This is a genomic window from Undibacterium sp. JH2W, from assembly GCF_049340425.1.
In the GTDB taxonomy this organism is placed as follows: Bacteria; Pseudomonadota; Gammaproteobacteria; order Burkholderiales; family Burkholderiaceae_D; genus Undibacterium.
Genome location: NZ_JBMPOT010000014.1, coordinates 53,345 through 73,916 on the forward strand (window position 1 = coordinate 53,345; position 20,572 = coordinate 73,916).

Annotated in this window: 21 protein-coding genes; 11 read left to right on the forward strand and 10 right to left on the reverse strand. The window is 51.4% G+C overall.

Translation table 11 applies throughout. The features are described 5' to 3' along the window. On the reverse strand, positions 1-1,881 hold the full coding sequence (locus ACO0LC_RS20850) for an ATP-binding protein (RefSeq protein ID WP_423006665.1): 1,881 nt from the start codon (positions 1,879-1,881) through the stop codon (positions 1-3). 206 nt (positions 1,882-2,087) lie between these two features. On the opposite strand from ACO0LC_RS20850, the gene ACO0LC_RS20855 reads away from it, so the two are divergent. The 4 genes from ACO0LC_RS20855 (at position 2,088) to ACO0LC_RS20870 (ending at position 5,219) form a co-directional block, all read left to right on the forward strand. Beyond that, positions 2,088-2,618 (forward strand): hypothetical protein, encoded by a 531-nt coding sequence (locus ACO0LC_RS20855; protein WP_423006667.1) that lies wholly within the window; start codon positions 2,088-2,090, stop codon positions 2,616-2,618. A 14-nt stretch (positions 2,619-2,632) separates the two neighbouring features. After that, positions 2,633-3,532 carry a fatty acid desaturase family protein gene (locus ACO0LC_RS20860; protein WP_423006669.1) on the forward strand — a complete coding sequence of 300 codons (900 nt, stop codon included), beginning with the start codon at positions 2,633-2,635 and terminating at the stop codon, positions 3,530-3,532. Between the two features lie 105 nt (positions 3,533-3,637). Continuing rightward, complete coding sequence (locus tag ACO0LC_RS20865; protein WP_423006671.1) at positions 3,638-4,552, forward strand: hydroxymethylglutaryl-CoA lyase; 915 nt, start codon at positions 3,638-3,640, stop codon at positions 4,550-4,552. Between the two features lie 157 nt (positions 4,553-4,709). Continuing rightward, positions 4,710-5,219: a DUF1269 domain-containing protein gene (locus tag ACO0LC_RS20870; RefSeq protein WP_423006673.1), complete on the forward strand. Its 510-nt coding sequence runs from the start codon at positions 4,710-4,712 to the stop codon at positions 5,217-5,219. A 36-nt stretch (positions 5,220-5,255) separates the two neighbouring features. Here ACO0LC_RS20870 and ACO0LC_RS20875 read toward each other — a convergent pair whose 3' ends face one another. From ACO0LC_RS20875 to gstA, 6 genes are all read right to left on the reverse strand, one after another. Continuing rightward, the gene (locus ACO0LC_RS20875) at positions 5,256-5,546 is read right to left on the reverse strand and encodes a DUF427 domain-containing protein (protein WP_423006675.1); all 291 of its coding nucleotides are present in this window, start codon (positions 5,544-5,546) and stop codon (positions 5,256-5,258) included. A gap of 8 nt (positions 5,547-5,554) precedes the next feature. Beyond that, positions 5,555-6,799 (reverse strand): ergothioneine biosynthesis protein EgtB, encoded by a 1,245-nt coding sequence (egtB, locus tag ACO0LC_RS20880; RefSeq protein ID WP_423006677.1) that lies wholly within the window; start codon positions 6,797-6,799, stop codon positions 5,555-5,557. Next, entirely contained in the window at positions 6,783-7,760 is a 978-nt protein-coding gene (gene egtD / locus ACO0LC_RS20885; RefSeq protein ID WP_423006679.1) for an L-histidine N(alpha)-methyltransferase, read from the reverse strand. The genes egtB and egtD overlap by 17 nt, the downstream gene beginning before the upstream one ends. A 622-nt stretch (positions 7,761-8,382) precedes the next feature. Then, positions 8,383-8,580: a hypothetical protein gene (locus tag ACO0LC_RS20890; RefSeq protein WP_423006681.1), complete on the reverse strand. Its 198-nt coding sequence runs from the start codon at positions 8,578-8,580 to the stop codon at positions 8,383-8,385. A 28-nt stretch (positions 8,581-8,608) separates the two neighbouring features. Beyond that, positions 8,609-8,986: a nuclear transport factor 2 family protein gene (locus tag ACO0LC_RS20895; RefSeq protein WP_423006683.1), complete on the reverse strand. Its 378-nt coding sequence runs from the start codon at positions 8,984-8,986 to the stop codon at positions 8,609-8,611. Positions 8,987-9,072: 86 nt separating this feature from the next. Continuing rightward, complete coding sequence (gstA, locus tag ACO0LC_RS20900; protein ID WP_423006685.1) at positions 9,073-9,678, reverse strand: glutathione transferase GstA; 606 nt, start codon at positions 9,676-9,678, stop codon at positions 9,073-9,075. A 120-nt stretch (positions 9,679-9,798) separates the two neighbouring features. Between gstA and ACO0LC_RS20905 the strand changes: the two genes are divergently transcribed. Next, on the forward strand, positions 9,799-10,713 hold the full coding sequence (locus tag ACO0LC_RS20905) for a LysR family transcriptional regulator (RefSeq protein WP_423006687.1): 915 nt from the start codon (positions 9,799-9,801) through the stop codon (positions 10,711-10,713). Here the strand turns inward: ACO0LC_RS20905 and ACO0LC_RS20910 are convergent. Both ACO0LC_RS20910 and ACO0LC_RS20915 read right to left on the reverse strand, forming a co-directional pair. Beyond that, a complete protein-coding gene (locus tag ACO0LC_RS20910) occupies positions 10,676-11,464 on the reverse strand; it encodes an alpha/beta fold hydrolase (protein WP_423006689.1) in 789 nt (262 codons plus the stop codon). The genes ACO0LC_RS20905 and ACO0LC_RS20910 overlap by 38 nt on opposite strands. Then, positions 11,461-12,471: a M14 family zinc carboxypeptidase gene (locus ACO0LC_RS20915; RefSeq protein WP_423006691.1), complete on the reverse strand. Its 1,011-nt coding sequence runs from the start codon at positions 12,469-12,471 to the stop codon at positions 11,461-11,463. Before ACO0LC_RS20915 ends, ACO0LC_RS20910 begins: the two co-directional genes overlap by 4 nt. Positions 12,472-12,677: 206 nt before the next feature. Between ACO0LC_RS20915 and ACO0LC_RS20920 the strand changes: the two genes are divergently transcribed. From ACO0LC_RS20920 to ACO0LC_RS20945, 6 genes are all read left to right on the forward strand, one after another. Next, positions 12,678-13,853: an aminotransferase class V-fold PLP-dependent enzyme gene (locus ACO0LC_RS20920; protein WP_423006693.1), complete on the forward strand. Its 1,176-nt coding sequence runs from the start codon at positions 12,678-12,680 to the stop codon at positions 13,851-13,853. 68 nt (positions 13,854-13,921) lie between these two features. After that, on the forward strand, positions 13,922-14,479 hold the full coding sequence (locus ACO0LC_RS20925) for a helix-turn-helix domain-containing protein (RefSeq protein ID WP_423006695.1): 558 nt from the start codon (positions 13,922-13,924) through the stop codon (positions 14,477-14,479). Between the two features lie 35 nt (positions 14,480-14,514). Next, positions 14,515-15,042, forward strand: coding sequence for a GNAT family N-acetyltransferase (locus tag ACO0LC_RS20930; RefSeq protein WP_423006697.1), 528 nt, complete (start codon positions 14,515-14,517; stop codon positions 15,040-15,042). Positions 15,043-15,057: 15 nt separating this feature from the next. Continuing rightward, positions 15,058-15,804, forward strand: coding sequence for a metallophosphoesterase family protein (locus ACO0LC_RS20935; protein ID WP_423006699.1), 747 nt, complete (start codon positions 15,058-15,060; stop codon positions 15,802-15,804). A gap of 9 nt (positions 15,805-15,813) precedes the next feature. Next, on the forward strand, positions 15,814-16,362 hold the full coding sequence (locus ACO0LC_RS20940; RefSeq protein ID WP_423006701.1) for a cysteine hydrolase family protein: 549 nt from the start codon (positions 15,814-15,816) through the stop codon (positions 16,360-16,362). Positions 16,363-16,502: 140 nt separating this feature from the next. After that, a complete protein-coding gene (locus ACO0LC_RS20945) occupies positions 16,503-17,294 on the forward strand; it encodes a TIGR00266 family protein (RefSeq protein ID WP_423006703.1) in 792 nt (263 codons plus the stop codon). A gap of 197 nt (positions 17,295-17,491) precedes the next feature. Here ACO0LC_RS20945 and ACO0LC_RS20950 read toward each other — a convergent pair whose 3' ends face one another. Then, positions 17,492-20,473, reverse strand: a complete 2,982-nt coding sequence (locus tag ACO0LC_RS20950) for a tetratricopeptide repeat protein (protein ID WP_423006705.1) — start codon at positions 20,471-20,473, stop codon at positions 17,492-17,494. Positions 20,474-20,572 lie beyond the last annotated feature (99 nt).

Here is a 20,572-nt window from a genome sequence, read left to right on the forward strand (position 1 = left end):
TCATGGTGATTTGGGGAGATAAAGTTCGAAACAGCAATTCCAGCCGGGATAAATGATCAGCGCAACACTGCCGCCATGGGCCTCCACCAGCCTGCGCACTATCGCCAGGCCCAGGCCTGTACCACCGGCGCGGCGGCTCTTGAAAGCCTGGAACAAATCGGCTTTCTGTTCTGCTGGTATGCCGGGACCGTTATCACAGATGCGCAACCTCAGCATCTGCTGGTCTGTAGCCGTTGCGATATGAATGCGGGCATCTGGTCTGCCGCGTAACATCGCCAGTGCGTTGTTGAGGAGGTTGTTGAGGATTTGCTCAGCGCGCATGCGGTCTATATGGCCGCGTAAATTTTCCTCAATGTCGCTGCTGATTTGTACGCCATTCGCCATGGCAGTAGGGCGTAATTGCGCCACGATGTTATCAATCAGTTCTGCCATATCCACAGGCTGGCAATTCAGACGCACTTCACCGGAATAACTGAGCAAATCCTGTATCAGATGATCGGCTCTTTCTATCTGCTCGCGTATGTCATTGCGCACCTCTGGCGGGCAAGAGATGGCGGCCATGCTGATGATATTCAGGGGGTTGCGCAATTCATGGGCGACGGTGGCGGCCAGCCCGCCCAACTCAGTCAGGTGTGCCTGTTGCAGGCGCTGCTTTTCCTGTTCGGCATAACGCAGCAATTGATCGAGGCGTCCGGCAGCTGCTGCCAGCAGGGCACCGAATACTGCACCCACTCTTTGCACGCTGGGGGTCGCGCCTTCCCAGTGACGCAATTCGTAATGCCATTCTGCATGGGTAGCCTGTGCTTGCTGCCGGTAACAGATGACGCAGGTTTGCTCATCTGCGTTGCTGTCGGGGGCCCCAGCGTGGAATAGCAAGACAGGCATGGGCTGGCGCAAATGGGTTTCCAGTAATGCAGAGGCGCTTGCCGCCAGTTCTTGCCAGCTAGCTGCTGCCTCCAGTTGAAGGCGCCAGTTGCTCAGGACGTTGGCTTCCAGATGTGCACCGGGGAAGATCAGTTTCTCCATGAAGCTGCGCATGGGTCTTTCCAGTATCAGCATGGTGAGCAGCATGCCTGTACCCAAAAGCCATAACTGCCACAGCGGCAGGGCCGCCAGTGGGCTAAAGCCGGTTTGCGCCACCAGGCTCAGCACCAGGCCTGCAATGGCTACTGTTAGCAGACTCAGGGCCAGCCAGGCCAGGAAACGGTTGGCCCAAAGGTTCACAGCCATCATGTCATAACGCAAGATACCGAGCACCAGCAAGACCGCATAAAACGGCAGCAAGATCACGCTGTAGGGGAAGATGGCTATGCCAAACGAGGCATTCAAAAACATCAGCGTAGAAGCTGAACCCCAGACCCCGGCCAGGCAAACTGCCAGGATTTGCCCGCGCTTCTTGGGTGCTGCGGCAGGCCATGCCATTAGCAAGAGCAGGTAAGCCCAGGTACTCAGGCTGCTGACAAAAATGCCGGGTATCCAACCCCAGGCTGGAAACACGTAATAACGCTGGAATTCCAGCCAGGGCAAGAGGCTGCCCATATCTAAGATGGCAATGCCCAGCATGAGTATGAGCGCTGCTACATACCAGGCAATGATATGTGCAGGCCGCAAGCGGCCCAAAAAGCGCAATACAAAATGCAGGAAGAACACGGCATTCACAGGGCCGGTATTGACCAGTATCTTGCCCAGTTCACTGATCCTGGCATCGCCCAGATTGATGGCCAGTTGCCCGGTTGCCCACAGACCTATGCTCACGCAAAACAGCGCCAGCGCCTTCATGCCTGGCTGTTGCCCCGCCTTGACCCACAGCCAGATAGCCAGCAAGGGGCTGATGATGCCCTGCAAGGTGAGCGAGAAAAAATAAAGTCCGTAGGCATTCATGGCCGGTAACTGTTAACCATCTTGATAGCAAATTTCAGTCAACTATATAGCAAGCTTACAGTTCTGCTGAGGCATAAATTGAATTTCCTTAAAAAACAAGGGCTTATGAAAACTACTGACTGGCACGCGGCTTGCGAATAAGGAGATAGGCAGTTTTCATACCTGCCACTCAAAAAAACAGAAACAAGCAAGCACAGCGAAAAATCATGAGCTCATCTACCTCCAGCTTCACCCATTCCACTTTGCTGACCAGGGCCAACTGGCTCAGGTTCAATCGTGTCCTGGCCTGTGCCATGGTCATCACACCGGTAGTGCAATTTTTTATACGGGCAGACTTGAGCCTGGCCTTGCTGGTGGACTTTGGCCTTTTACTTGCTCATGGAATATTGTCCTTGATTTTGTTTGGCATCCCTAAAGTCAAAAATCAAAAATTCACGTTTTCCATGCATGTGCTGGGTTTCCGTTTGCATCCCTTAAGCCCGCGCAATGAGTTCCTGTTGACTGGCTACCGCCTGGCCCAGGCTATCTCTGTGTTGCTATTGCTGCTCATTCCTGGTGCCGGATGGCTGACATTACTCATGTTTTACCCATCGCTAAGGATGCCAGTTTCTTTTGTGCAGCATTTGAAGAGGGCTATTGCTTATGCCTTGCAGCGCAGGGGTATCAAGCATCTGGATGCAGGTTTGATCGTGTGCTTCTACTTCTTCTTTTTCTTTAGTAACTTGCTGCGCGCCTGATCTGGAGTAGTAACATGAACCATAGTGTTATTTTGACTGACGCAGTATTCACTGCTGCCCGCCGCAGTTCAATTACATCCCATCAGCAAACGGCCACCGGCCAGCTTAATCGCCGTCAAGCTGGTTTGCCTAATCTGAGTAGCCTGGGCCTGGATTTGCTGGATGCGAGTAAACTGCAGCGCCTGATCTGGCCAGCGCTGCCCTTGCTGACCCTGGCTGTCTATGCCACAGTTTTCTCAATGCAGATTTACCTTTTGCTGCCGCTGGTTTTCGTCGTGCACTTTCTGGTCTCGGTGACTTTCACACATGATGTATTGCATGGCGCTGCCGGTTTCAAGCCACGCAGCATAGAGTGGGTTTTGTTTGCCATGAGTATCTTGCTGCTGGAAAGTGGTCATGCCTTTCGCCAGGCTCACCTGCATCACCATAGCCATTGTCTGGAACATGATGATTTTGAAGGCAGCCCTGCGCATCTGAGCTTGCTGGGGGCGCTGAAAGCCGGGCCTAGCTACATAGTACGCCACTGGTTGCATGCCTACCGGCTGGCTAAAAATCCAGTACAAAAGCGTTGGATGCTGGCCGAACTGTATGCTGCCATCCTGGGTATTGTGCTGGCGCTACTTGTGCTGCCCTGGACTGCCGCGCCTCTGATTTACTGCGTATTCATGTATATAGGCACTTGCCTGTATCCAGTCACCACCGCCTGGTTGCCGCACTTTAAGCCTGACAGCAGCATACTGGGTCAAGCCAGGACCTTGCGGGGCAAGATCATCCCTGCCTTGCTGTTCAATCTTTCTTATCATCTTGAACACCATTTGTATCCACAGGTACCCAGCTATAACTTGCCACAACTGGCTGACAGGCTGGATCCTCATTTTGACAAGTTGGGAGTTGCGGTATTGCATGTTGTTTAAAGATTTAACGAATCGGCTAGCGACTCAGGTAGAAATACGAGGGAGGTTCAGGCTTTAGCCCGCTTGGGGGTAAAATGATGCAATTGCCTCCCACGGAAAAACAAGATGAACGCATCATTACCCAAGCAAGTTAAAATCGTTGAAGTCGGTCCGCGTGATGGCTTGCAAAACGAGAAAGAAAGCATACCCGCAGACGTCAAGATAGCGCTGGTGAACCAACTGACTGCCGCTGGTTTTGCCAACATAGAAGCGGCTTCTTTTGTTTCACCCAAATGGGTGCCGCAAATGGCGACTTCGGCCGAGGTCATGGCAGGCATCACGCGCAAGCCTGGTGTCATCTATTCGGTATTGACGCCAAATATGAAAGGCTTTGAGGCCGCACTGGCAGCCGGTGCCGATGAAGTGGTGATTTTCAGCTCAGCTTCGGAAGCCTTTGCGCAAAAGAATATCAATTGCTCGATTGCAGAGTCGATAGAACGTTTCCGCGAAGTGGCCGAAGCGGCGAAAGAAAACAAGATACGCTTGCGTGGCAGTATCTCCTGCGCTTTCGGCTGCCCTTATCAGGGTGAGGTGGCCGTTGATAGCGTCTCTGATGTGGTGCAGCGTTTGCGTGACCTGGGTTGCGATGAGATCGATATCGCTGACACCATAGGCGTGGGCACTGCCCGGCAAGTGCAAAACGTCATGCAGCGGGTAGCGCAAGATTTTCCTGTGGCTGCTCTGTCTGGCCATTTCCACGACACCTATGGTCAGGCGCTGGCGAATATCTATGCAAGTCTGGAAGTCGGCATTTCCATTTTCCATTCATCCGTTGCCGGCCTCGGTGGCTGCCCGTATGCCAAAGGTGCAACTGGCAATGTATCGACGGAAGATGTGCTTTTCCTCATGCAGGGCCTGGGCATACAAACTGGTATAGACTTAAATGCTGTAGTGGATGCAGGTCAATTTATATCTGCCCATCTGGGGCGTAAGGCGGTCAGCCGTGCTGGTAATGCCTTGGCGGCCAAGCGTCTGGGCTGATTCGGTTAAAATGCGATGAGAAGTGGGGGGAAATGGGTGATAGGCTTTGACCTTTCCCCCATCTTTGCTATAACTAAGCAGGAGGCCTAGCATCCTGCTCTTGCTTTGACCCTAAGGTTTCATTGCGGCCTCCTGAAAAACTTTACAGGAGGCCATTATGCGCCGTCGTCTTTATTTCATGCTTCCCGATGTACCCGCTGCCAGGGCCATGCTTGATGAATTATTGCTGGCGCGCATAGAAGAAAAATATATCCATTTTCTGGCGAAAGACAGTTTGCCAAATGACATGCCGGAAGCCAATTTTTTCCAGAAAACTGATCTCATCCATGGCATGGAACTAGGCATGGTCGTTGGAGCTGCTACTGGTTTATTGGCGGGGAGTTTGTTATTGATTTTCCCGCCTGAGGGGCTGGAAATGCGTACCATCGCCTTGCTGGTGGCCGCATTTGGTGGTGCCGTATTTGGCTCCTGGGTATCAGGAATGGCCGCAGCGGCCATTCCCAATTCTCGCCTGAAGGCTTTTGAAAAAGAAATTGAAGATGGGCAAGTTTTGCTCATCGTTGATGTGCCGCTGAGCAAGGTAAAACAGACAGAAGAGATGATGGCCAGCAGGCATCCCGGCTTTCGTTATGGCGGGGTGGAGCCGCATATACCAGCTTTTCCTTGAGACTGGTTTTGTTGGAAACCAATCTTGCTTTGATCTTCAAGGCAAGACTTCAATTCCGCGCCAAAATGCGACAAAACCGGCGATCTGTTTTGCTGCATCCTTGGGGGAGGGATAAATCCAGGCAGCATCAGTATTGACTTCGCCATTGACGACAACATCGTAGTAACTGGCCGTGCCCTTCCATGGGCAGAGCGTGTGCTTTTCGCTTTCGCACAGGTATTCCTGATTGACCCGGTTCATGGGGAAATAAATATTCCCCTCGATGTTTTCAACTTCAGTTGCGCTAGCCTGGGCCAACAAGGCACCTTTCCAGTGGGCGGTGGGCATATATCTTCCTAATCTTCTTGCGCTAATGAACGGGCCAGACGCAGGCTAGTCAATTGCCAGCGTGCGCTTGTCGGGAAAAAATTCCGGTAAGTGTTGCGGCTATGGCCTGTCGGGGTGTAGGCAGAAGAGCCGCGCAAGACATATTGGTTGACCATGAATTTGCCATTGTACTCACCCACTGCGCCTGCCGCCGGGACAAAGCCGGGATAGGGGCTATAACTGCTACTGGTCCATTGCCAGCCATGGCCGAACAACTGGCTGAGCTGACCTTCCAGTTCATGTTGCTGTGCTGCATATTCCCATTCAGTTTCAGTGGGCAGGCGTGCCCCGGCCCAAGTCGCAAAGGCGCTGGCCTCGAAATAAGAGATATGACCAAGCGCCTGCTGTGGATTCAGCGGTAGCAAGCCATATAAGCCAAATTCTTGCCAACCTTGCTGGAAGTCATAGCGCCAGTATAGTGGATGCCTCAGGTCTTGTTGCCTGACCCAGTCCCAGCCTTCGGCCAGCCACAGTGTAGAGTTTTGGTAACCGCCATCTTCTATGAATTCCAGGTATTCGGCATTGCTGATGAGGCGGGTCGCAAGCTGGAAAGGCTCGAGGAACTGCCGGTGCCTTGGTCCTTCATTATCAAAGGCAAAGCCCTTGCCATCGTGGCCAATTTCACACAGGCAGGCATCGTAGCTTTGCCAGCCCAGGGTTTGCGAAACCGGCAGGGGTTTGCGCATCTCGTTTGCAGGATATAGCGCAGGAAATATGGGATTGCATGACAGCAAATGTTTGATATCAGTCAGCATCAATTCCTGATGTTGCTGCTCATGTTGCATGCCCAGTTCCAGCAGAGAAGCAAAGCGGGCATCACTGAGCTTGTCCTGGCAGCGCAGCATGCGTTCATCCACATTGCGCCTGTAAGCCAGCACGGTGTCCAGCGATGGCCGCGTCAGCAAGCCGCGTTGCGGGCGCGGGTGTTTGTCACCGACGCCGTTGTAATAGGAGTTGAAGAGTACCCTGAAGTCAGTATGAAAAGCCAGGAAGTCGGTTTCAAACTGCTCAAGGATGAAGGTCTCGAAAAACCAGGTCGTATGTGCCAGATGCCATTTGATGGGGCTGGCATCTGGCATGGACTGGGCCATGCAATCTTCGGCAGACAAGGCGGAGGCAATAGCAACTGAGCGTAGCCGGATTTCTTGCCAGCGCTCAACTATGCCTGCTTCTTGCATGGTTTGCTTCGGCAGGGAGTTAAGCAGCTTTGGCATGGATAACGGCGAACCATTCATTTTTGTCCGTCCAGTGACAGCTATGGGAAAAACCAGCATCGGCTAGCAAGGCATTAAAGCCCTGTATGCTGTATTTATAGCTGTTTTCTGTGTGTATGTGTTCACCCTTGATAAAATTTCTTTGCCCGCCTGGCCAGCTGACCTGGATATTTTCCCTGGCGCGCAAATGCATTTCTATGCGGGATTTTTCGGTATTGAAAAAAGCTTCATGCTGCCATTGACGTACATCAAAATCAGTATGCAGCAAATGATTGATGTGGCGTAACAGATTCAGATTAAACGCTGCAGTGACACCCAGACTATCGGCATAGGCCGCATCCAGCAAGGACTTGTCCTTGATTAAATCCACACCTATCAATATGCCTGCATCGCTGTCACAAGCAGCGCGTAGATGGCACAAGAATGCCAGTGCTTCTTCCGGTTCAAAATTGCCTATTGATGAACCCGGATAAAAGAACAAGCGTTTGTCGCGCCTGACTTCCGCTGGCAGTTTCCAGTCCTGTGCCAGATCCAGCCCCAATGCTGTCATCTCTATATGCGGAAAACGTTGCTGTAAGCGACGTACTGCATCCTGCAAATGACTGACAGAAATATCAATCGGCACATACTGGTCTGGATGCAATACCGGGAACAGCCGCGCTGCCTTGGCGCAATTGCCGGCACCCAGGTCGATCAGGCTGCCACCTACGCCGATGACACGTGCCATGTCGCCCATGTGCTGGGTGAAAATTTCTGCTTCTGTGCGGGTGGGATAATATTCCGGCAGTACGCAAATGGCTTCAAACAAAACCGAGCCTACGGCATCATAAAAATACTTGGGTGAGGTGTGAGCGGCGTCGGCGAGTAAGCCATTTTCCAGCTCGCGGATGATGTGGGGTGCGGTGGTGCGCGCATTGGCGACGCTGTTGGCCGTGTTAGCCAGGCTATTGGATTCGGGCATGGTTTTGGGGCTAAGAAATTCAATCGGCAGGCCAGCATTGTTCTGGTCTGTGCTTGATACTCAATACGGCCTTGCTTTCAGCCCGCCTTTATGCGGAGCTTGTCTATGGGTCTGCTTGTTGACTCTGGTGTGGCATAGTGTACAACTTATTATCTGAAAAATCTTGGAGTGGGCTTTTCTTGGGTGGTTTTCCTACAAATGGCGATAATCTCGATAACGTGATTTCTTTGAGCTGTTGACATTAGTCCACCGATTCGACGTTTCAGCCAAACTCTGCAAGAAGCTAATCGAGTTGTGAGTCTTTGATTACCGAAACCCTGATTAACGTCATTCCACCGGGCTGGCGCTCCAGCATGGGGTTAGCTGGAATCCAGCGGCGTTCGTCGCATACTGTTGCAGCGTCTAATGTTTGATTCGTATTGCGCAAGTCTTTGATTTTCAAATGCATGTACACGTCATTTAAGATTGCAGGCCGGTGGTAGACCGGCGGCTACATACCTTGACACGCCGTTCGCCAAAAAGGTATGCCAAAAAGGCGACCCCGGCGTAGCCGCCCCTGCGGGGTTCCCATTTGTGCAGTACAAAAAATGGGAAGGCCCGAAACTCGCCTGCGGCCTTGCCCTTAGGAGCATGCGCCTGCCGTTACGCAGGCGCGCAGCAGTGCTGCACGAAACCCCTGCTGCACCTCAAACAGCGGTCCTTCTAAATCTATTTTCTGTACAGCACAAACGGCGTCTACACATGGGAACTGCAAAAAATCAAAAACAACGTCAAAACCAGCCCCAAATTCAAAAGCAACGTCAATGCGACCTGGTTTCATATTGCCCTAAAACGGCTCACTTTCTCTTTCAAGCATCCATCAACTCAAAATGAAACACCTTACTCACAATCTGCCACCTGCCATCCAGTTTCACCAGCGTTAAAAAATCAGTAAAAAACTTATTGGCAATTGCGCATTCGACGCGAGCGAAGGCGGTGACGGGGCCTGCCATTTCCAGGGAGACGATGCGGTCGCGGCGTTTTTCATTTTTGCTGGCGGGGGAGGGGCGTTTGTCGACGACGGGGAAGTATTGCTGCATGTCCAGGTGCAGTAGCTGACCTTCGGTGGCGCAGTAGTAATGGGCTTCCGGGTGGAATACCTTGGACAGTATGCTGGTGTCACTATGGTGTATGCCATCGAAATACTGATTCAGCATGGCGATGATGTCGGGGTAAGCGGTGTCCATTTTTGCCTTTCTAAATGTGAATACGGTAGCGTCATCAATGAGCTACCGTATTGTCTGCCGTTTTACGATTTCTTGCCGGGCAGGGGTCAGGCAGGCAGTCCTTCTGCTTTCAGTGCAGCTTGTACATGCGGCCTGGTCTTGACGCGGGCGAGGAAGTTTTGCAGGTGGGCAAAATCGCTGATATCCAGATTCACATATTTGCTCCAGCCACTGACGGTGAACAGATAGGCGTCGGCGACTGTGAAAGTATCGCCAGTCAGATAGGTTTGACCTTCCAGGCGACTGTTAATCCAGGCAAATTTCTTGCGCAACAAACCTGCGATCAGGGTCTTGCCTTCGGCATTCATGGCGGGGTCAAACAGTGGAGCGAAGGATTTGTGCAATTCTGAGGTGATGTAGTTTTGCCATTCAAGTACGCGATAGCGTGCCATGCCGGATGCTGGCAACAGCTCCCGGTTTTCTGCACGTTCAGCGATGTACTGGGCAATGATGGAGCCTTCGGTCAATATCTGGCCGTCATCCATTTCCATGGTTGGCACCTGGCCCTTGGGATTGATGCTAAAAAAATCCAGTCCATCCACGGTTTTGTGGGTGGAGGTATCGACTTTTTTCAGCGTGAAAGCCAGTCCCGCCTCACGCAGGATGATATGGGGGGACAAGGAGCAGGCACCTGGGGAGAAATAGAGTTTCATGTTTTTTCCATAAATTTGACTAATTGCTCTGTCAGGATGGCAGGGCATGACGGCATACTATGCCAAACTAAATAGTTGATAAACTAGGCGAAAGTTACTTTATAAATTACATGGTGTAATGTGAATCGACAATTTGCGGATGTATTACTGGGCAGCATAGAATTGTTTTGCATGGCAGCTGAGCTGGAAAGTTTCAAGGATGCGGCCAATGCAGCAGGGCTGACGCCAGCAGCCGTCAGTCGCTCCATCGCCCGGCTGGAAGAGCGCATAGGCGTGCGCCTGTTTGTCCGCACCACACGGCAATTGCGCCTGACGGAGGCCGGGCGTGCCTATTTTGTACAATGCCGCCAGGCGCTAAATCAGTTGGTAGATGCCGAGCGTGAAGTATCTGGCCAGCAAATGCAACCGGCAGGTCTGGTGCGCATCAGCATGCCTACGCCTTATGGGCATTACCGGGTGCTGCCCTTGCTGGCAAAATTTCGCCAGATGTACCCACTGGTTAAGCTGGATTTACAGCTCAGTAACCGCAATGTTGATCTGACTGCCGATGGTTTTGACCTGGTCATACGCGGCCGTAACCCGCCAGACTCAGGCATGATCGCGCGCCGTCTTGAAGATACAGCGATCGTGGTCTGCGCCTCTCCAGAATACTTGCAGCGCTTTGGTGTGCCAACCAGGCTGGAAGACCTGGACAGGCATGAATGTCTGCAATTTGTCTTGCCCAGTGCAGGGCAAAATATCGTCTGGATATTCAGGCGTGATGGTGAGGATATAGACTGGCCCACCAGCGGTGGTCTCACCTGTTCAGAAGATTTGCTGGGCATCATCACCCTGGCAAGACATGGCGCAGGTTTGCTGCAATCTTCACGTTTCATGGTGGAAGAGGACTTACGGACAGGGCGCATGGTAGAGGTGCTGCAGGAATTCAAAGGGCGCACCCGGCCATTTTCATTACTCTACCCGCGTGACCGTCACCTGCCTTTGCGCGTCAGGGTATTTATTGATTTTCTGATTGCAGAACTGGCGCAACATTAGTATTCACCTGCCAGTTCAATACATGCTCTATCACCCAGTCCGCATCATCCAGCGGCAAATCATGACCTGCAGTGGGATGCAAATACAGGGGGCACGCCCATAAATCTGCCAGCTTGCGTGAGCAAGCTGCATTGACCAGTCTGTCATGTTTACCCGCCAGCAAGAGTAGTGGGACTTTGCCCGAATACGGTGGCGCACGAAAACGCATGGCGGCCAGCAACTGGCGCAGGATATTGCCGGTGCTGATAGGGCTATCCTGCGCATACGCTGCCCAGCGTGCGACGATTTCTCTGGCCTGCACCGTCGTGTTCAAATTGCTGGTGATACGCAGTATCAATTGTTCGCGCTGCATACTCGAACCGAATAACATGGTGGTAATCAGGGCAGGATAATTTACTGGTTTCAGTCTATGAAAAAAAGGATTATGCGGCGCGACGCTGGTATTGATCAGCACCATGCGCTGCATATCATCCGGGTATTGATCGGCCCAGGCCAGTGCCACCATCGCCCCTAGCGAAACTGCCAGTACATGCACAGGTTCTGCTACACCCAGGACCTGTAATTGACCGTGGCAATGATCTGCCATCGCTGCTACTGTGGTCAGGCTATGCCCGGCATGCAATTGTCCATTGCCGGGAAAGTCCAGGCACAACACGCGTTCAGCCCCCACCGCTTGCTGGAAGCGCGCAGGAAAATCTCCCCAGTGCCGGCTTTCGCGCATCAGGCCGCGCAATAGCACCCAAGTCGTCATGGTCTATACCAGCGTGCCACGGCACGCTCTTGCAGACGCAAACGGGTAGGGCCCTGGGCCAGCCATTGTGCATGGCCGCAGGTAGCACGCATCAGAAAATCCAGCCAGGAATTATGCCTGCGCAAGACGCGATGCAGGCGGTGTTCTGCCACCGGGTTGAACATGCCATGCCGTGAGAATAACTGGCGCGGGTTTTTCTTGACCCATAACCATGAACCCATTTCCAGCGTCAGTGGTAAAAAGGTCCTGCTGCTGTCCTGTTGAGCTTGCAAATACAGATAATCCCAGACATCGCCATGGGTACGGTATTGCAGGCTCTGGGGTTCAAACAGGTAGGAATGATTGGGGTGGGTTTGCTGGAACAATTCTTCCAGCGCCAGTATGTCAGCCAGATGATCTATGGGGTGCACACTATGTGCATGAGGGAACCAGACGCGGTCACGCAAGCCAAAGCCGGAATGACAATCTATCGCCATGCTGAATGGGCGCGCTAATAACTCTTGTTGCACGGTACTGCATAGTGCCAGATTTTCTGCTTCCATCTCCGCCCCGGCAGCACCTCGATACCAGGGCAGGCGCGGACTATAGCGATGACCACCGAGCAGAAAAGGGACTTTGTCGTCCGCATCTACAGGCGCATTGCGCATCAGGTCAACACCATTCGGGTTGCAACGCGTCGCCTGCCACATGCCGCCAGGATTAACCAATGGCATAAATACCAGACGCACATCCTGCAACATATGTTGCAGGCTCTTGTCCCAGGACAGCCGTGTCAGCAGGCCACGCAGGAAAGTCAGCAAGACTTGCGTACCTATACGCTCCAGCCCGTGTATGCCGCCAAAAAAACCAATGGCAGGCAGGCTGGTATCAGAATTGCCCAGCGCCAGTTTATATACCGGGAATTGCCTGTGCCTGACCTCGACCTCGCACAAGACCTCAACCTCCAGCTGTCCGCGGCCAAGGGCGATAATGCGTTCCAGTTCATTCAGTTCAGGCAGAGCAGACATGGCGCATGCGTAAAAGTTAACCATGCCATGCTAGAGGAGCTATACGCAGAATGCAAGAAACACGCAGCTTGGACATCAAACTCGGCAATTATGACCAACACATTACAGGATTTGAGCATATGGAGGAACTTTTCATGCGCACTGGCCTCTGCATATAGAATGTTGCGGAAGATTTACACAAATCAAAAAAATTGAAGGAGTTGCTTTTGTCGAGTCAATTAAAAAGTATCGCTGCAGATGATGAGGCCTACTGGTCAGGCATCCGTGAACTGTACACAGTCTCACCCGATTTCATCAACCTGGAAAATGGCTATTTCGGTGTGCAGGCACAGCCTGTGTTTGAGGCTTTCCAGCGTTATCAAGCCCAGGTGAATGCCGAGACTTCGTATTTCCTGCGGGTGCGTTATGCGCCTCTGTTTGTGCAAGTCATGCAGGAGCTCAAGGATTTTTGTGGGGTGGATGAGGGTGAGCTGGTGCTGACCCGCAATCTGATCGAGGGCATGAATATTTTATTGCAGGGTTATCCCTTGCAGGCTGGTGATGAAGTCATCCTTGCTACCCATGATTACGATCTTGTCATCGATACTCTGCTCATGCTGGAACAGCGCAAGCAGATACAACTGCGGCATTTGCAATTGCCGTTTGACCCTGTCAGCGATGAAGACATAGTGGCGCAGTATGAACAGGCGATTACGCCGAGGACCAAACTGATACTGGTCACGCATATCGTGCACAGGACAGGGCAGATCATGCCCGTCGCCAAAATCACTGCCATGGCCAAACGTCACGGTGTTGATGTCATGGTTGATGCTGCGCATTCCTTTGCTCATCTGGACTACCGCATGACTGAGCTGGGGGCAGATTTTGTGGCGGTGAATTTGCATAAATGGCTGGGGGTGCCGCTGGGTGTGGGCATGCTGTATATACGCAAGAACCGGGTGGCTGAGATTGCGCCACTGTTTGGCAATGTCAAGTTTGCTGACAATGAGATTTTCAAATTCACCCAAGTGGGGACGGTACCGCCCGCGAATGTCCTGACGGTGCTGGATGCACTGCGATTTCACGAGTCCATAGGTTCTGCCAACAAGGAAGCGCGCCTGCGTTATCTGACGCAATACTGGCTCAATCAGGTGCGTGGCTTGCCCGATGTACGTATATTTACTCCAACTGACCCGCAGCGTTCCTGCGCGATTGCCGGTTTTGGTATCGCTGGCAATTCTGGTCATGCCATCGTTGATTACCTCATGCGTGAACATAAGATATTCACCGTCACGCGCGATCTGGATGGTCATGACATAGTCAGGGTGACACCACATCTGTACACCAGCCTGGGGGATCTCGACAAACTGGTAGCTTCTATCAGGCAATTGACGCAAGCTTGATGGACACGTTTAGGGAGTAGAAATAATTTCCAGTTTGCAGGATTTATTTATCCTATATAATGGAAATTATGGATATCAATACGATTATTGCCCACAGGGTGCGCGAGTTGCGCGATCAACAAAAGCTGTCGCTCGATGCGCTGGCCAAGCGTAGCGGCGTCAGTCGCTCGAATATCTCACTCATAGAGCGCGGCGAGAGCAGCCCGACTGCAGCGGCACTCGACAAGCTGGCCGTGGGACTGGGGGTGACGCTGGCTTCGCTGTTTGAGGACAGCAGTCCTGCTGCCGTGGTATCACCCGTATTGCGCAAGGCTGAGCAAATATGCTGGACTGATCCTGCTTCTGGCTATATGCGCCGTAATCTCTCCCCTGGTTTGCCGTCTCCTATCCAACTGGTGGAAGTTGAATTTCCGGTGGGGCAGACCGTGCGTTATGACGGCTTTCATCAGAATATCGATATACAGCAACAGGTCTGGATACTGGCGGGCCAGATGCGCCTCACTGTGGGTGAAGAGACTTGGGATTTGCAGACTGGTGACTGTCTTTCCATGGCGCTGGATAAACCGATTACTTTCCATAATCCTGGAAAGGTCGCGGCACGCTATCTGGTGGCGCTTTGCAAGTAACGCCCTCTTTCAGTTTTCCATTCACGGAGTCAATCATGTCCGAACAAGTTCATATTCAGATTCTCGACGCCGCAGCAGCGCAGGCCAGTGTAGAAGCTTTGGCAGAAGTGCTGACAGACTGCGTTGCTGGTGGCGCATCCGTCAGCTTCATGTGGCCTTTGCCGCATGAACGAGCGGTGCAATTCTGGCAGGGAGTAGCTGATGGCGTGGCGCGCAAGGAGCGCATCTTGCTGGTCGCCAGGGATGACAACGGAGAAATCCTGGGCACGGTACAATTGATCACTACCATGCCTGATAACCAGCCGCACCGGGCCGATGTGGCCAAGATGCTGGTGCACAGGAAAGGGCGTCGTCGTGGCATTGCACAAGCCTTGATGGCCTCGGTTGAAAAAGTCGCCAAAGACTATGGCAAGACTGTGCTGGTGCTCGACACCGTCACTGGTGGCGATGCTGAACGCCTGTATGAGCGAGCCGGTTGGCAGCAAGTCGGGGTGGTTCCTAATTATGCTTTAATGCCTGATGGTGAATTTTGTGGAACGACGTTCTTCCATAAACAAATCTAAGCGAGTATGTTCTCTATGCCTATTATGCGCATTGCAGTGATTTCAGATATACACGGCAATCTGCCCGCACTGGTCGCAGTGGCCGCTGATCTGCGTCTGCGTGGAGTGGATCAGGTAGTCAACCTGGGCGACAGCCTGTCTGGCCCTTTGTTGCCCAAAGAGACGGCAGATTTTTTGATGGCGCAAGCGGGCTGGATACATCTGGCGGGTAATCATGAACGGCAGATACTGGAGTTGAATGAACGCTCAGGTTCTGGCGATGTGTATGCATATCAGCAAATCACGGAAGAACACAAAAACTGGATAGCGCGTTTACAGCCAGTGCTGCGTTTGAATGAAGAAATCTTGTTGTGTCACGGTACGCCAGAAAGTGACACAACTACTTTGTTGCAAGTGGCAGACAGGAATGCTACTGCGCAGGAAGTGCAAGAGAGACTGGGGCTGCAAACTGCTGCCGTTATCGCTTGCGGCCATAGTCATGTGGCCCGCAGCGTGCGTACAGCAGAAGGACAACTTATCGTCAATCCCGGCAGTGTCGGCCACCCGGCCTATGAAGATAATTATCCCTACCCGCACAAGATAGAATCCGGTTCACCCGATGCGCGTTATGCCATCATTGAAAAGATGCAGCATGGCTGGACTGCCAGCCTCATCAATGTCCCTTATGCCTGGCAGAAAATGGCAGAACTGGCGGCTGTACGCGGACGTGAAGACTGGGTCACTGCTTTGCAAAGCGGTTACATGAATCAAATAAGAAATTAAAAAAGGCCTATGAAAAAACAAGATACTGCTCTTATCATCATTGACATGCAGCGTGGCATGGCTGATCCCAAAGCAGGGCGCAGGAATAACCCGGCAGCAGAAGAACATATACGGCAGTTACTCCTTGCATGGCGCCTGGCTGGCAGGCCGATTGCACATGTCCGGCATATGTCGCGTTCACCCACCTCAGTATTTTGGCCAGGTCAGCCAGGCAATGAGTTTCAGGAAAACTTGCTGCCACTCGCCAGTGAGCATGTGGTCGAAAAAAATGTGACTGATGCCTTCGTCCATACAGGACTGGAGCGCTGGCTGCATGTGCGTGGCATCAAAGATTTGGTGATCGCTGGTGTCAGTACCAATATGTCGGTCGAGGCGACAGCCCGCAGTGCCGGTAATCTGGGCTTTGCCACCACAATAGTGGCCGATGCCTGCTTCAGTTTTGACAGACTGGATTTGCATGGCAAGCCACAGACGGCAGAAGAAGTGCACATCAATGCACTCAGCAATCTGCAGGGTGAGTATGCCACGATTGTCAATACTGCTGAGCTGCTGGATTAAACAAGTCCGTCAATTTGCAGCGGTAATTTGTCTTAAATATTACCGCTGCCACCATCTACCCTAAAGCCAAAAAATTTCATAGAATGCCCAGCATTGCCGCATGGGTTTGCGGATCAATCTTACTGTTTGGGAAAATCAACATGGCGATGGATGTCATAGATTACGAAATTTTTGGCGATGATATGCAATTCGTCGAAGTCGAACTCGACCCCGGTGAGGCTGCCATAGGCGAGGCCGGTGCCATGTTTTACATGGAAGATGATATAGAGATGGAAACCATCTTTGGTGACGGTTCGGCTGCCCAGACTGGCATTTTTGGTAAATTGCTGGGGGCAGGCAAGCGCCTGGTGACTGGTGAATCCCTGTTCACCACGGTCTTCATGAATGCTGGCGTGGGCAAGAAGAAGGTCGCCTTTGGTGCTGCCTATCCTGGCAAAATTATCCCCATGCATTTGAACCAGTTGGGTGGTACCTTGTTGTGCCAGAAAGATGCTTTCCTCTGCGCGGCCAAGGGAGTGTCTCTGGGTATTGCCTTTCAAAAACGCCTGGGCGCAGGTTTCTTTGGCGGCGAAGGTTTTATCCTGCAAAAACTCGAAGGTGATGGTCTGGCCTTTGTGCATGCTGGTGGTGCCATTATAGAAAAGACTTTACAACCTGGCCAGACCCTGCGTGTCGACAGTGGCTGCGTCGTGGCTTTCACCCAGGAAGTGGATTTCGATATCAAGTTCGTCGGCGGTGTAAAAACTGCCCTGTTCGGTGGCGAAGGCATATTCTTCGCGCACTTGCGCGGCCCTGGCAAGGTCTGGTTGCAATCCCTGCCTTTGGCGCGTTTGGCTAACCGTATTGTTGGCGCATCGAAAGTTGGTGGCAGCAAAGGTGGTGAGCAAGGCTCAGTACTTGGTGGGCTGGGTAATTTGTTCGAAGACGAATAAGCAAGAAATTTCCTGAGACCAGGGCCACGCATGCAAAGCATGCGTGGCCCTGGTGCTTTTTAGTACTTCTAAGCTGTCAGAATTTAGGCTGACAGCACTTAAGCTGACGGTACTTAAGCTGGATTACCTGCCCTTTTTCGTCTCTGCAAAGATCTGGAAAAATGTCTGCCTGACTACCAATTTCTGCAATAGTCTATCTACGATTTATGTGTAAATGCTGACCACATCCCCGTCAGGGCATCTTGCATATTGCGGCTAAATCGTGGCGCGTCAAATAAAGGGCTTGCCAGCACCTGATCGCGCAAATTTTTACGCAGTGTTGCCAACTTATCGAGGTCGCTTGCATGGGCAATGGCAAGGGTCACAAATTCACTTCTGTCTTTGGCTATCCAGTCATTCAGGCCTGCATAACTGAGCAAACTTGCCCCCTGCCTTGATGCCATGGTGGTACCTGTCAAAGTCAGTGTAGGTATGCCCATCCACAAAGCTTCGCAAGTAGTGGTACCGCCTTCATAGGGAAAGGTATCAAGTATCATATCCACTTGCTTGTGGGCTGCAAGATAGGCTTCGCGTGAGCTTGGACGATGCAATTCCACACGCTCAGGAGCTATGCCAAATTGACGCAGGCGCTCTAGTATGAGTAAGCGGGCTTCAGCACTTTCCAGTTGCCTGGACTGTAGCCGTAAGCGTGCTTCCGGCAGATTTTGCATTACTTCAGCCCACAATGCGAGAGTAAAGTCATTCAATTTGCCTGTGCTCTGGAAGCAAGCGAAAGTAATATAAGTATTGCGTAATGCAGGTAAAGGATTGGCTGCTACTTCCAGCCCGGCTTGCATGGCTGGTGGCGTGAAACACAAACGTGTTTCGGGTAAATACCAAATTTTCTCAGAAAAATATTCCTCGTGCTGTTCCGGGACAGAGATGTGATCTGCTAATACGTAATCCATGCCAGGCACGCCGGTTGTACCAAAATAACCAAGCCAGCTACATTGTACAGGCGCAGGTTTCCAGGCAAATAGCGGAAGGCGATTGTCAGCAGTTTGTCCGGCCAGGTCTATCAGTATATCAATGCCTTGCTCATGTATCATTTCCGCCGCGGCTGAGTCACTCATGTTCTCAATGGAATGCCAGGAGCTGAAGTATTGCCTCAGGCGTGAATTGACGCTGTCGTTGCGGTTCTTATTGGAAAATGCAACAAATTCCATTTGCTTGAAATCAAAATGCTTCAGCACATTTTCCAGGAAATGCCCGACCGGGTGATCACCCAGATCGGCAGAGACCATGCCAACCCGTAGCTTCTGGCCAGGTTGAGGGGAAATTTTCCAAGTAGTATACGGAGTGATACGCTTAGCAAGTTTGTGATGATAGTCCAGAACGTCAGCACGGTATTCTGTCGGAGAATTGCAATCTCCAAAGCAGAGTTGAAGCAACAAATTACAGTGTGCCTCCAGATAATCGGGGTCTCTTGCAATCGCAGTACGATAACTGGTCAATGCCTCTTTATGTCGACCGGTATCGCACAAGATGTTTCCCAGGTTTGTATAGGCATCCCCAAAGCCATCAGGTTTGCCCTCCAGTGCCGATCTCAAGCTGGCTTCCGCCTTGGAGAATTCTCTTTGCTTTACATAAATTTTTGCAAGGTTATTGTGTGTAAGCGCAGACTTGGGATCTATTTTCAGGGCCTTGCAGTAACAGGTTTCTGCTTCGCTCCATTGACTTAATCTATTGTAAGTACTGCCCAGGTTATTCCATGAATTTTGCATTGCGGGATTAAGTTCCAGGGCTTGCTTAAAGTGATCAATCGCCTCGGCATATCTATTTTGCAGATAAAAAACCATTCCCAAATTATCATGAGCCACCGCTTCATCCGGTTGCTCCTTGATACAGCGTCGCAAGCTGGTTTCAGCCTCCTGGTAGCGACCCTGATTCATGAATAGTACACCCATGTAGCCATGTGCCATTGCATGCCCTGGCATCAACTCCACAGTTTTCCGAAATTCTGTTTCTGCCTTGGCCAACTCGCCTTGCTCGTCATATAGTAAGCCCAGCTCAAAATGAGCACTGGCAAATTTGTCGTCCAATTCAAGCGCTTGCAAAAGCAAATTCCTGGCTTCGTCAGCGCGGTTCAGTCGTATCAGTATTTTTGCCAGTGCAGGATAGGTATCAACAGAACCAGGTTTGTTATCGATAGCCTTCTGATAGCTGATGGCGGCATCTGACAATTGATTATTATGCAATTGTATCATCCCAAGATTGCAGTAAGCCTCAGCAAAATCAGGGCGAAGTTGTATGGCAAGCTTGAAACATATTTCTGCATCGGCAAGTTTGTTTTGCTCTTTCAGCGCGACCCCCAGATTATTTTGCGCGTATGCATCGTCAGGCTTGTCCAGGCACATTTTCTGGTAAATGGATTCGGCTTCAGAATATTGCTGTCTGGAAAATAGGATAGACAATAAAGCATTTCTTGCCTGATCGAGTTGTGGTGCAATCGCTACTATTTCTCTATAGCTTTGTGCTGCTTCATCAAGCCGATTTTGTTGTTGCAACAAATTAGCCAGAGCCCAGCGTGCTTGAATAAATTGTGGATCACTTTCTATGGCTTGACGAAGTGCGGTTTCAGCTTCACCCATTGCTCCCTGCGCTCCCAGCAGGCTGGCCAGTTGAAAATAGGCTTGACTGAATTTAGGTTTGAGAATCAAAGCCTGGCGGCAACAGGCGATGGCCTCTTGTGTTCTGGCTTGCGATGTGAGTGTGACACTCAAATTGTAGTGTGCCAATGCTTCGTCCGGTTTGATAACAATAATTTGACGATAACAAGATTCAGCTTCAGGCAATTGACCAGACTCATCCAGTGTCAGGCCCAGGTTTAAAAGGGCGTTAACAAAGCCTGGCTGAAGGGTGACTGCCTGGCGATAATATGTTTCCGCTACTTTCAATTCGCGACGTTCATAGTACAGGTCGCCGAGTTGATTATAGGTAGTTGCATCGTTGGGATCGACGCTTATCGCCTGTTCGTAGCAGTGCTGCGCTTCCCCCGGTTTGCCTTGTTTTAATAAGGCATCTCCCTGTGCCTTAAGATTTGCAGCCAGTTGTCCTGACTCTGCCGTCTTGATTTCTACCGCTTGTACAGTTTTTTCTTGTGGCGCGGAAGATAATTGTTTTTTAAGCCAATTCAACATGAGCAGGGTCCAAAATTTGAGAAAATGCCGGTAGGTAGATCGCAATTCAATAAAATGACATGCGTACAGAGGATGGTATTTTACATCTTGCCTATCAAA

Coding starts and splice junctions, on each gene's coding strand:
- ACO0LC_RS20855 (WP_423006667.1), top strand. CDS start 2,088: ATGAGCTCATCTACCTCCAGCTTCACCCATTCCACTTTGCTGACCAGG.
- ACO0LC_RS20860 (WP_423006669.1), top strand. CDS start 2,633: ATGAACCATAGTGTTATTTTGACTGACGCAGTATTCACTGCTGCCCGC.
- ACO0LC_RS20935 (WP_423006699.1), top strand. CDS start 15,058: ATGCCTATTATGCGCATTGCAGTGATTTCAGATATACACGGCAATCTG.
- ACO0LC_RS20870 (WP_423006673.1), top strand. CDS start 4,710: ATGCGCCGTCGTCTTTATTTCATGCTTCCCGATGTACCCGCTGCCAGG.
- ACO0LC_RS20930 (WP_423006697.1), top strand. CDS start 14,515: ATGTCCGAACAAGTTCATATTCAGATTCTCGACGCCGCAGCAGCGCAG.
- ACO0LC_RS20910 (WP_423006689.1), bottom strand. CDS start 11,464: ATGACGACTTGGGTGCTATTGCGCGGCCTGATGCGCGAAAGCCGGCAC.
- ACO0LC_RS20945 (WP_423006703.1), top strand. CDS start 16,503: ATGGCGATGGATGTCATAGATTACGAAATTTTTGGCGATGATATGCAA.
- ACO0LC_RS20915 (WP_423006691.1), bottom strand. CDS start 12,471: ATGTCTGCTCTGCCTGAACTGAATGAACTGGAACGCATTATCGCCCTT.
- ACO0LC_RS20925 (WP_423006695.1), top strand. CDS start 13,922: ATGGATATCAATACGATTATTGCCCACAGGGTGCGCGAGTTGCGCGAT.
- egtD (WP_423006679.1), bottom strand. CDS start 7,760: ATGCCCGAATCCAATAGCCTGGCTAACACGGCCAACAGCGTCGCCAAT.
- ACO0LC_RS20950 (WP_423006705.1), bottom strand. CDS start 20,473: ATGTTGAATTGGCTTAAAAAACAATTATCTTCCGCGCCACAAGAAAAA.
- ACO0LC_RS20875 (WP_423006675.1), bottom strand. CDS start 5,546: ATGCCCACCGCCCACTGGAAAGGTGCCTTGTTGGCCCAGGCTAGCGCA.
- ACO0LC_RS20865 (WP_423006671.1), top strand. CDS start 3,638: ATGAACGCATCATTACCCAAGCAAGTTAAAATCGTTGAAGTCGGTCCG.
- ACO0LC_RS20850 (WP_423006665.1), bottom strand. CDS start 1,881: ATGAATGCCTACGGACTTTATTTTTTCTCGCTCACCTTGCAGGGCATC.
- ACO0LC_RS20890 (WP_423006681.1), bottom strand. CDS start 8,580: ATGAAACCAGGTCGCATTGACGTTGCTTTTGAATTTGGGGCTGGTTTT.
- gstA (WP_423006685.1), bottom strand. CDS start 9,678: ATGAAACTCTATTTCTCCCCAGGTGCCTGCTCCTTGTCCCCCCATATC.
- egtB (WP_423006677.1), bottom strand. CDS start 6,799: ATGCCAAAGCTGCTTAACTCCCTGCCGAAGCAAACCATGCAAGAAGCA.
- ACO0LC_RS20895 (WP_423006683.1), bottom strand. CDS start 8,986: ATGGACACCGCTTACCCCGACATCATCGCCATGCTGAATCAGTATTTC.
- ACO0LC_RS20940 (WP_423006701.1), top strand. CDS start 15,814: ATGAAAAAACAAGATACTGCTCTTATCATCATTGACATGCAGCGTGGC.